The sequence below is a fragment of the Accumulibacter sp. genome, assembly GCF_029255125.1.
In the GTDB taxonomy this organism is placed as follows: domain Bacteria; phylum Pseudomonadota; class Gammaproteobacteria; order Burkholderiales; family Rhodocyclaceae; genus Accumulibacter.
The window spans coordinates 1-9752 of the sequence record NZ_JAPUVR010000023.1 but is presented as its reverse complement, the minus strand read 5'-3'; the positions used below and the strand labels follow the sequence as shown (position 1 = coordinate 9752).

Genomic DNA, 9752 nt, shown 5'->3' with positions numbered 1-9752 from the left:
CGCGAACGGGAGAGCGTGGTTCAGCCACCGCCGAAGGCGCAATCCACCCGGAAACGCTCAGGCAAACGGACCGTTCGTGCAGACAACTCTGGAGAGTGGCGCGTGCCGGCTGGCGTAGCGCCCACCGATGGGGCAACGCGGCTGCGTCTCTGACAGTCCGGCAATCTCTCAGGTAGATGGACAGGGGGGTGAACTCGCTTCGGGTTCGCCCCTTTGCCGTTTCTTGAATCGACTGCAGGAATTACTCTTAACGGACTGAACAGATGGAGAAAACACCTCTCAATCAGGACCATCGCGCGGGCGGTGCGCGAATGGTCGATTTCGGCGGCTGGGAAATGCCTCTCCACTATGGTTCGCAGATCGAGGAACATCACGCCGTCCGCCGCGACGCCGGGATGTTCGACGTCTCGCACATGTGTGCGGTGGATGTCGCCGGTCGCGAGGCGCGCGCCTTTCTCGGCCGCCTGCTGGCGAACAATGTGGACCGCCTGACGGTTCCCGGCAAGGCGCTCTACAGCACGATGCTCAATCCGGACGGCGGGGTGATTGACGACCTGATCGTCTATTTCATCGATGACGAGCGCTTCCGCGTCGTCGTCAATGCGGGAACGGCGGTCAAGGATCTCGCCTGGATGAATGCGCGCCTGGCCGAATGGGCGTTGGCCGTCGAACTCACGCCACGCCGACAGGGCGCCGGCGCGTTGGCGATGATCGCCGTGCAGGGGCCACAGGCGCGGCAGCAGGTCTGGCGCGTCGTGCCCGAAGCGCGGGCTGCCAGCGAGGCGCTGAAGCCCTTCTTTGCCGCTGATGCCGGCGACCTGTTCATTGCCCGCACCGGCTATACCGGCGAGGACGGCTACGAGATCACGCTGCCGGCCGAGCGCGCGAGCGCGCTTTGGCAGGCGCTGGCGGAGGCCGGCGTGCGCCGCTGCGGCCTCGGGGCGCGCGACACGCTGCGCCTGGAAGCGGGGATGAATCTGTACGGACAGGACATGGACGAGGGCGTTTCGCCGCTCGACGCCGGCTTGGCGTGGACGGTCGATCTGGTTTCGCCGCGCGACTTCGTCGGCAAGGCGGCGCTGCTCGGACAAGGGCAACGGCAGCAGTTTCTCGGCCTGGTCCTGCTCGAACGCGGCGTCCTGCGCGCGCATCAGGAGGTGGTCGGCGAACATGGCCGCGGCGAGATCACCAGTGGCAGCTTTGCGCCGACGATGCAGCAGTCGATCGCCTTGGCGCGTCTGCCGCTGCCGACCGCGGTCGGCGAGACGGTCAGCGTGCGCGTGCGCGACAAACTGCTGGCCGCGCGTGTGGTCAAACCGACTTTCGTCCGCCACGGGCGCGTGCTCGTCTAGGCCGTCGCCGAGCGAGCCGGTCGTCCGCCCGGTCAGCCCATCTGCCGAGTCAACCGAATCATCTGATCTGGAGAACACAATGAACATTCCTTCCGACCTCAAGTACACGCGCAGTCACGAATGGATACGCCTGGAGAGCGACGGCACGATCACCGTTGGCATCACCGACCACGCGCAGGAGTTGCTCGGCGATCTGGTCTTCATCGAACTGCCGGAACTCGGCAAGGAACTGGCGGCGGGGCAGGAGGCGGCGGTCGTCGAGTCGGTGAAGGCGGCGGCCGACGTTTACGCACCGGTGGCGGGAACCGTCGTCGAAGTCAACAGCACCCTGGTCGATGCGCCGGAGGGGGTCAATCAGGACGCCTACGCTGCCTGGCTGTTCGTCATGGCACCGGCGGCGGCCGCCGAGGTTGACGGCTTGCTCGACGCGGCGGCGTACCAGCAGGTCGTCGACGCTGCCCAGTAATCCGATCGCCTGCCGGGAGACGTCATGGAACGAAGCCACCACGCCTTGCCCAGCCTGTTTGCGCTGGAGCAGCGCAGCGAGTTCAGCAAGCGCCACATCGGCCCCAGCGCCGACGAAATCGCAGCCATGCTGACGGCCGTCGGCGCCGCCAGTCTCGACGAGCTGATCGCGCAGACGGTGCCGGAATCGATTCGCCTGGATGAACCCCTGGCGCTGCCCGAAGCACGTCCGGAGAGCGAAGCGCTCGCCACGCTGCGCACACTGGCTGGACGCAACCGCCTGCAGCATTCGATGATCGGCATGGGCTACGCCGACACGATCACGCCGCCGGTCATTCAACGCAACGTGCTGGAGAATCCCGGCTGGTATACGGCTTACACGCCGTACCAGGCCGAGCTTGCGCAAGGGCGGCTGGAGGCGCTGCTCAACTTCCAGCAGATGGTGATCGACCTGACCGGCCTGGATCTGGCCAATGCGTCGCTGCTCGACGAGGCGACGGCAGCCGCCGAGGCGATGGCCATGGCGCGCCGGATCAGCAAGGTGAAGTCGAATACGTTCTTCGTCGACGCCGACTGCTTTCCGCAAACGATCGACGTGCTGCGCACGCGTGCCGCGTGCTTCGGTTTCGAGCTGCTTCTCGGGGCGCCCGCCGAGGCGGCCGAGCACGAGGTCTTTGGCGCGCTATTCCAGTATCCGAACGATCGCGGCGAGGTCATCGACCTGAGCGCGCCGATCGCTGCGGTGAAGGCGCGCGGGGCGGTGACGGCGGTTGCCGCCGACCTGATGGCGCTCGTCCTGCTGCGTTCGCCAGGCGAGATGGGCGCCGACATCGCGCTTGGTTCGGCGCAGCGCTTTGGCGTTCCGCTCGGCTTCGGCGGGCCGCACGCGGCTTTCTTCGCGACGCGCGACGAGTACAAGCGTTCGGTTCCCGGGCGCATCATCGGCGTTTCGGTCGACAGCCGCGGCAAGCGCGCGCTGCGCATGGCGCTGCAGACGCGCGAGCAGCATATCCGGCGCGAGAAGGCGAACTCGAACATCTGCACCTCGCAGGTTCTGCTCGCCAACATGGCCGGCATGTACGCTGTCTATCATGGGCCGCACGGCCTGCGCACGATCGCCGGCCGGATTCACCGGCTGGCAGCAATTCTCGCCGAAGGTGTCCGGCGGGCCGGAATGACGCTGATCAGCGAGTGTTTCTTCGACACGCTGCGGGTCAACCTGGGTAGCCACGCGCTGCCGACCTACCGCGCGGCGCTCGAGGCGGGCTACAACCTGCGCCAGGTGTCGCCGGGCGTGATCGGCATTGCGGTGAACGAGAAAACGACGCCGACCGACATTACCCGGCTGATCAAGCTGATCACCGGAATCAACGCCGACCCCTATCGGCTTGACGAGCAGGTGCGGCAGAGCGGCGAGGAAGACCTGCCGGCTGCGCTCTTGCGCCGTGACGCGATCCTGACGCACCCGGTGTTCAACGCGCACCACACCGAACACGCCATGCTGCGCTACCTGAAGATGCTGCAGGAAAGGGACCTGGCACTCGACCGCTCGATGATCTCGCTCGGCTCGTGCACGATGAAGCTCAACGCGGCGAGCGAGATGATGCCGGTTACCTGGCGCGAGTTCACCGACATCCATCCCTTCGTCCCGCTCGATCAGGCCGAGGGCTACCTGCAGATGATCGGCGAACTGGAAAACTGGCTGCAGGCGATCACCGGTTTCGACGCCATCTGCATGCAGCCCAATTCGGGTGCGCAGGGCGAGTACGCCGGTCTGGTGACGATCGCGCGCTACCACGCCAGTCGCGGTGAAAGCCGGCGCAAGGTCTGCCTGATTCCACGTTCGGCGCACGGGACGAACCCGGCGACGGCGCAGATGTGTGGCATGCGCGTCGTCGTCGTCGATTGCGACGAATCCGGCAACATCGACGTCGACGATCTGGCGGCGAAAGCCGCCGAGCACGCCGACGAGCTCGCCTGCCTGATGCTGACTTATCCCTCGACGCACGGTGTCTTCGAAGAATCGGTCAAGGCGGTCTGCGAACGGGTGCATGCGCACGGTGGCGAGGTGTATATGGACGGCGCCAACCTCAACGCGCAGGTCGGTCTGACTTCACCGGCGTTGATCGGCGCGGACGTCAGCCACATGAATCTGCACAAGACCTTCTGCATTCCGCACGGCGGCGGTGGCCCGGGCATGGGACCGATTGGCGTCAAGGCGCATCTCGCTCCCTTCCTGCCGAACCATCGGGTGCAGCCGGTCAGCGGGCCGCACGCCGGGCAGGGCGCGGTTTCCGCAGCGCCATGGGGTTCGCCGGCGATCCTGCCGATTGCCTGGATGTACATCGCGATGATGGGCGGCAGCGGTTTGAAACGCGCCAGCGAGGTGGCGATTCTCAACGCCAATTACCTCGCCAGCCGCTTGCGCGACGACTATCCGGTGCTCTACGCCGGCAGGCACGGGCGTGTTGCACACGAATGCATCCTCGACGTGCGACCACTCAAGGCGGCGACCGGCGTCAGCGAGATCGACATCGCCAAGCGTCTGATGGACTACGGATTCCACGCGCCGACGGTGAGCTTCCCGGTGGCTGGAACGATGATGGTCGAGCCCACGGAATCGGAATCGAAGGCCGAACTCGATCGTTTCATCGACGCAATGCGCGCCATCCGGGCGGAGATTCGCCTGATCGAGCAGGGGCACTGGCCGGCCGACGACAATCCGCTGCGGCGCGCACCGCACACGCAGGCCGACCTGGTCGAGACTGATTGGCAGCGGCCGTACAGTCGCCAGCAAGCCGTCTTTCCGCTGCCCTACGTCGCGCGCAACAAGTTCTGGCCGAGCGTCAATCGGGTCGACGACGTTTATGGCGATCGCCACCTGTTCTGCGCCTGCACACCGCTCGACGAGGCCGACGGCCAGATCGAGGTCTAGCTTCGCCGGCGGCGCCGACCGGGCGCTGCGCCGAGCGCGCGGCCGCGCCGACCGATCGCCGTTCACCGCTTACTGGAGGAACCCAGCATGGCCGCATCGATCTACGAAATCAGCGCCGAGCGCCTCACCGGCGGCAGCCAGTCGCTGGCCGACTACGCCGGCCAGGTCCTGCTCATCGTCAACACCGCCAGCGAATGCGGGTTTACACCGCAATACGTCGGTCTGCAGGCGCTCTACGAGAAATACCGGGAGCGCGGACTGGTCGTTCTCGGCTTTCCGTGCAACCAGTTCGGCGCCCAGGAACCGGGCGAGGCGAGCGAGATCGCCGCTTTCTGCCAGAAGAACTACGGCGTCACTTTCCCGATGTTCGCCAAGGTCGAGGTCAATGGCGAACACGCGCACCCGCTTTTTCGCCACCTGAAGAAGGCCGCCCCCGGCCTGCTCGGCAGCGAAGCGATCAAGTGGAACTTCACCAAGTTTCTGGTCGACCGCGCGGGCGCGGTGGTCGAGCGCTACGCGCCGGCGACTACCCCGGAAACGCTGGCGCGCGGGGTGGAAGCGCTGCTTTGAGCGCCGCCGCAGCGCCGATCGGCGGCTTGCCGGCGGCGCGTCCTGCCTGAGGCAAACGCCGCCGACTGGCCGGACCGTCCTACTTCTGCCGCTTCATCATTTCCTGAACGCGCGGATCCTTCATCATTTCGTTGATGTTCATCCCGCCGACGTTCGGCATCACGACGTCGCCCGGCTTCTGGCCGGGTTTGCACGGACCGAGCCAGCGCGCGTCGATGTTCACCTTCGATTCGCTCATGCCGTTCAGCGGCGGATTGAAGCGGGTCAGCATGTCGCCCTTGTAGGCGGAATCGAAAGCGCCGACAAAGACGGCGTCGGTGGTTGCCGTGCTGTTCTGCACCTTGCACACCGAATGCACGCTGACCCTGTTGCCTTGCGGCTTGATCTCGATGACGCTGCAGTTCTGCTTCTGCGCGCTCGCCCGCTGCTGCATCAGGTCGTCGGTCGTCTGGTCGATACACTGCTGCATCGGCCCGGCCGAGGGCACTCCGGCCATCTGCGCATTGACCTCCCAGAGACCCGGTTTGCGCTTCGGCATGTCGGCTGCACTGGCGGCGCCAAGCAGCGTGGCGGTGGCCAGGGTGACGATACAGGCCAGCCGCGGATGACGGCTGGGCAGTCGGCTCGGGCATTTCATCATCTTTCCTCGCAAGTCAGCGTGCGCTCGGGAAAGCCGAGCGGCAACGAACGAATCTTAAGCGGGAAACGGGTCGCTGTCCGTGTGATATTTGTCGCTTCCCGGCGCTGCGCCGACGCCAGCGACAGCATACCCGGTTGCGGCTGGTAGAATGCGGCGCATGCAGGTTCTCGGCAAACCGATGCGGACGATCCGGCCGCTGACCGATGAAGGCGCCGTCGAGATCATCGATCAGACGGCGCTGCCGCACGCCTTCCGTCTGCTTCGCCTGTCCAGCCTGGACGACGCGCTGCGCGCGATTGTCGACATGCAGGTGCGCGGGGCGCCGCTGATCGGCGTTACCGCCGCTTACGGGCTGGCAATGGCGCTTGCCGAGCGGGCCGACGACGCGCACCTGCACGCGGCACACGCAGCTTTGGCGGCGACCCGGCCGACCGCGGTCAATCTGCACTGGGCCCTGCGCCGCGTGTACCAGCGCGTGCACGGCCTGGCGCCGGCAGCGCGTGCCGCCGCTGCCTGGCGCGAGGCAGCGGCGATTGCCGAGGAGGATGTCGAGCAGTGCCGGCGGATCGGCGAGCACGGTCTGCGCCTCCTGCGCGCGTGTTGTCCGCCTGCGCGGCGCTGGCGGCTGATGACGCATTGCAACGCCGGCTGGCTGGCGACGGTCGATCATGGCACCGCGCTGGCGCCGATCTACGCCGCTTTTGCCGAAGGAATCGACGTGCATGTCTGGGTTTCCGAAACGCGCCCGCGCAATCAGGGTCTGCTCACCGCCTGGGAACTCGGCCAGCAGGGGATTGCCCACACGCTGATTGCCGACAACGCGGCGGGTCTGCTGCTTGCGCGCGGCGAAGTCGACGCGGTGATCGTCGGTGCCGACCGGATCGCCGCCAACGGCGACGTGGCGAACAAGATCGGCACCTACCTCAAGGCGCTGGCCGCGGCGGCGGCGCAAGTGCCTTTCTACGTTGCTGCGCCGCGTTCGACGTTCGACTTTTCCTGCCCGGACGGCGCAGCGATTCCGTTGGAGGAACGCTCGGGCGACGAGCTGCGCTGGCTGCACGGTCGCACGGGCGCTGACGCGGTGGGCTGCCTGCGCCAGATCGACGCGTCGGTGCCGGTCGCCAATCCGGCTTTCGACGTAACGCCGGCCGCCTGCGTCAGCACCTTGATCAGCGAGCGTGGCTGCTGCCCGGCAACGCGCGCCGGCCTGCTGACGCTTTATCCGGAGGAAGCGCATGTCTGAGCTACGCCAGCAATTGATCGAGGCGGCCGTGCGCATGGCCGCCAGCGGCTTGAATCGCGGTTGTGCCGGCAACCTCAGCGTGCGCACGCGCGCCGACGGGCCGGAGGGCGAGGCGGGCTTCCTGATCACGCCGACCGGCATGCGCTACGATCGACTGCACGCCGACGACCTGGTCCTGATCCGCTTTGCCGGCGGTTCGCTGGGCAGGCGCCGACCGTCGTCCGAGTGGCGCTTTCACTACGACCTGTACCAGGCGCGGCCGGAGGCGGGCGCGATCCTGCACGCGCACTCGCCGTTCGCGACCAGCCTGGCCTGTCTGCGGCGCGACATTCCGCCTTTCCACTACATGATCGCCCGCTTCGGCGGCGACAGCGTGCGTTGCGCGCGCTACGCGACCTTCGGTACGCAAGCCCTGTCCGACGCCATCGTGCCGGCGATCGCCGGGCGGCGCGCGTGCCTGCTCGCCAACCACGGCATGTTGGTCCTCGCCGACGACCTGGAACAGGCGATCGACCTCGGCGGCGAACTCGAAGCGCTCTGCGAGCAATATTGGCGCGCCTGCCAGATCGGCCCGCCGGTGCTGCTCGATGCCGACGAAATGGCGCTCGTCTGTGCGCGTTTCGCCACCTACGGTCAGCCGGCGTTCGCCTCAGAGCAGCATGCCCGCGACGAGACGGGTAGCGGCGATGCGCGTCAGTGAAATCCGCCTGCCGCTCGACCACCCGCCAGAGGCGCTGCGTGCCGCAGTAGCCACGCGCCTCGCGCTCGCGCCGAGCGAGATTCTCGATCTGAGCGTCTTCCGGCGCAGTCACGACGCGCGCCGCGGGCGTCCGCCGACCCTGATCTACACGCTCGACGTGCGGCTGGCCGACGAAGCCGCGCTGTGGCAAGACCGCAGCGACGACCCGCACCTGCGGCCGACGCCGGATATGCGCTACCGCTTCGTCGGGCACGCGCCGGCACGCCTGCGCAGCCGGCCGGTGATCGTCGGTTTCGGCCCGGCCGGGATTTTTGCCGCGCTGATTCTCGCCCAGAGCGGTTTCTGCCCGCTCGTCCTCGAACGCGGCAAGGCGGTGCGCGAGCGTACGCAGGATACCTGGCGGCTATGGCGCAACAACGTGCTCGACGCGGAATCGAACGTGCAGTTCGGCGAGGGGGGCGCCGGCACCTTTTCCGACGGCAAGTTGTACAGCCAGATCAAGGACCCCCGGCACTACGCGCGCAAGGTGCTCGGCGAGTTCGTCAAAGCCGGCGCGCCGCCCGAAATTCTCTACCTCGGCAAGCCGCACATCGGCACGTTTCGTCTGGTCGGCATGGTCGAGCGCATGCGCCACGAGATCGAGCGCCTGGGCGGCGAGGTGCGCTTTCAGCAACGCGTCAGCGGCCTGCACATCGAAGGCGGGTGCGTGCGCGGCGTGCGGCTGGCGTCCGGCGAGGAAATCGCCGCCGAGCACGTCGTCCTGGCGCTTGGCCACAGCGCGCGCGACACCTTTGACATGCTGGCACGCAGCGGCGTGTTCATCGAAGCCAAAGCTTTTGCCATCGGGCTGCGCATCGAGCATCCGCAGTCGTTGATCGACCGCGCGCGCTTCGGGGCGTACGCCGGGCATCCGCTGCTCGGTGCAGCCGACTACAAGCTGGTTCACCATTGCAGCAATGGGCGGACCGTCTTCAGTTTCTGCATGTGTCCGGGCGGTACGGTGGTCGCCGCGACCTCCGAGGCCAACTGCGTCGTCACCAACGGCATGAGCCAGTACTCGCGCAACGAACGCAACGCCAATGCCGGGCTGGTCGTCGGCATCACGCCGGCCGATTTCCCCGGCGGTCCGCTGGCCGGGATCGCGCTGCAGAGGCAGCTCGAAAGGCAAGCCTTCGAACTCGGCGGCGGCACCTACGCTGCGCCCGGCCAGTTGCTCGGCGATTTTCTGGCTGATCGCGCGTCGACCGCGCTCGGCGCGGTCGTTCCGTCGTATCGGCCGGGCGTGCTCCTGGGCAGCCTGGCAAGCGCGCTGCCGCCCTACGCGATTGCCGCTCTGCGCGAGGCGCTGCCCGCTTTCGACCGGCAGATTCCCGGTTTTGCGCTGCCCGATGCGCTGCTCACCGGCGTTGAAACGCGGACCTCGTCACCGGTGCGCATCACGCGCGGCGCCGACTACCAGAGCCTCAACCTGAAAGGCCTGTATCCGGCCGGGGAGGGCGCCGGTTACGCCGGCGGCATTCTGTCGGCGGCGATCGACGGAATCGAGGTGGCCGAGGCGGTGACGCGCGCCTTGCTCGCCTGAGCGCTGGCCTTGCTGGTGCCAGCGACGGTGTGGGCGGCGTCAGGCGAAGCGGCGCTTGGTCTGTTCGCGCCTTTCTTGCGCTTCCAGGCAGAGCGCTGCCGTCGGGCGGGCGAGCAGGCGGGCGAGGCCGATCGCTTCGCCGGTTTCCTCGCACCAGCCGTAGCTGCCGTCGTCGATACGGCGCAGCGCTTCGCGGATCTTCTGCAGCAACTTTCTTTCCCGGTCGCGCACGCGCAGTTCGAGCGTGTGTTCTTCTTCGGTGCTT

Annotated in this window: 9 protein-coding genes and 2 riboswitches; of the genes, 7 read left to right on the top strand and 2 right to left on the bottom strand. The window is 67.3% G+C overall.

The window, feature by feature from the left end; all coding sequences use genetic code 11:
- Window position 1: 1 nt before the first annotated feature.
- Window positions 2-83: riboswitch (glycine riboswitch) on the top strand.
- Window positions 84-193: riboswitch (glycine riboswitch) on the top strand.
- Window positions 194-263: 70 nt separating this feature from the next.
- The 4 genes from gcvT (at window position 264) to Q1L59_RS00835 (ending at window position 5322) form a co-directional block, all read left to right on the top strand.
- Window positions 264-1352 (top strand): glycine cleavage system aminomethyltransferase GcvT, encoded by a 1089-nt coding sequence (gcvT, locus tag Q1L59_RS00850; protein WP_300327401.1) that lies wholly within the window; start codon window positions 264-266, stop codon window positions 1350-1352.
- 79 nt (window positions 1353-1431) lie between these two features.
- Entirely contained in the window at window positions 1432-1818 is a 387-nt protein-coding gene (gcvH, locus tag Q1L59_RS00845; protein ID WP_300327400.1) for a glycine cleavage system protein GcvH, read from the top strand.
- Window positions 1819-1842: 24 nt separating this feature from the next.
- Window positions 1843-4752: an aminomethyl-transferring glycine dehydrogenase gene (gene gcvP, locus Q1L59_RS00840; protein ID WP_300327399.1), complete on the top strand. Its 2910-nt coding sequence runs from the start codon at window positions 1843-1845 to the stop codon at window positions 4750-4752.
- Window positions 4753-4839: 87 nt separating this feature from the next.
- A complete protein-coding gene (locus Q1L59_RS00835) occupies window positions 4840-5322 on the top strand; it encodes a glutathione peroxidase (protein ID WP_300327398.1) in 483 nt (160 codons plus the stop codon).
- A 79-nt stretch (window positions 5323-5401) separates the two neighbouring features.
- On the opposite strand, the gene Q1L59_RS00830 is transcribed toward Q1L59_RS00835, so the two are convergent.
- Window positions 5402-5959: a DUF3617 family protein gene (locus tag Q1L59_RS00830; RefSeq protein WP_300327397.1), complete on the bottom strand. Its 558-nt coding sequence runs from the start codon at window positions 5957-5959 to the stop codon at window positions 5402-5404.
- A 160-nt stretch (window positions 5960-6119) separates the two neighbouring features.
- Here Q1L59_RS00830 and mtnA point away from each other — a divergent pair, with 160 nt between their 5' ends.
- The 3 genes from mtnA to Q1L59_RS00815 are packed head-to-tail and all read left to right on the top strand — an operon-like array spanning window position 6120 to window position 9487.
- The gene (mtnA, locus tag Q1L59_RS00825; RefSeq protein ID WP_300327402.1) at window positions 6120-7205 is read left to right on the top strand and encodes an S-methyl-5-thioribose-1-phosphate isomerase; all 1086 of its coding nucleotides are present in this window, start codon (window positions 6120-6122) and stop codon (window positions 7203-7205) included.
- Window positions 7198-7905 (top strand): class II aldolase/adducin family protein, encoded by a 708-nt coding sequence (locus Q1L59_RS00820; protein ID WP_300327396.1) that lies wholly within the window; start codon window positions 7198-7200, stop codon window positions 7903-7905. Before mtnA ends, Q1L59_RS00820 begins: the two co-directional genes overlap by 8 nt.
- Entirely contained in the window at window positions 7865-9487 is a 1623-nt protein-coding gene (locus Q1L59_RS00815) for an NAD(P)/FAD-dependent oxidoreductase (protein WP_300327395.1), read from the top strand. The genes Q1L59_RS00820 and Q1L59_RS00815 overlap by 41 nt, the downstream gene beginning before the upstream one ends.
- A gap of 39 nt (window positions 9488-9526) precedes the next feature.
- On the opposite strand, the gene Q1L59_RS00810 is transcribed toward Q1L59_RS00815, so the two are convergent.
- A partial coding sequence (locus tag Q1L59_RS00810) for a TraR/DksA C4-type zinc finger protein (RefSeq protein ID WP_300327394.1) occupies window positions 9527-9752 on the bottom strand: 226 nt, incomplete at its 5' end.

Coding starts and splice junctions, on each gene's coding strand:
- Q1L59_RS00830 (WP_300327397.1), bottom strand. CDS start 5,959: ATGAAATGCCCGAGCCGACTGCCCAGCCGTCATCCGCGGCTGGCCTGT.
- gcvP (WP_300327399.1), top strand. CDS start 1,843: ATGGAACGAAGCCACCACGCCTTGCCCAGCCTGTTTGCGCTGGAGCAG.
- gcvT (WP_300327401.1), top strand. CDS start 264: ATGGAGAAAACACCTCTCAATCAGGACCATCGCGCGGGCGGTGCGCGA.
- mtnA (WP_300327402.1), top strand. CDS start 6,120: ATGCAGGTTCTCGGCAAACCGATGCGGACGATCCGGCCGCTGACCGAT.
- Q1L59_RS00835 (WP_300327398.1), top strand. CDS start 4,840: ATGGCCGCATCGATCTACGAAATCAGCGCCGAGCGCCTCACCGGCGGC.
- Q1L59_RS00820 (WP_300327396.1), top strand. CDS start 7,198: ATGTCTGAGCTACGCCAGCAATTGATCGAGGCGGCCGTGCGCATGGCC.
- Q1L59_RS00815 (WP_300327395.1), top strand. CDS start 7,865: ATGCCCGCGACGAGACGGGTAGCGGCGATGCGCGTCAGTGAAATCCGC.
- gcvH (WP_300327400.1), top strand. CDS start 1,432: ATGAACATTCCTTCCGACCTCAAGTACACGCGCAGTCACGAATGGATA.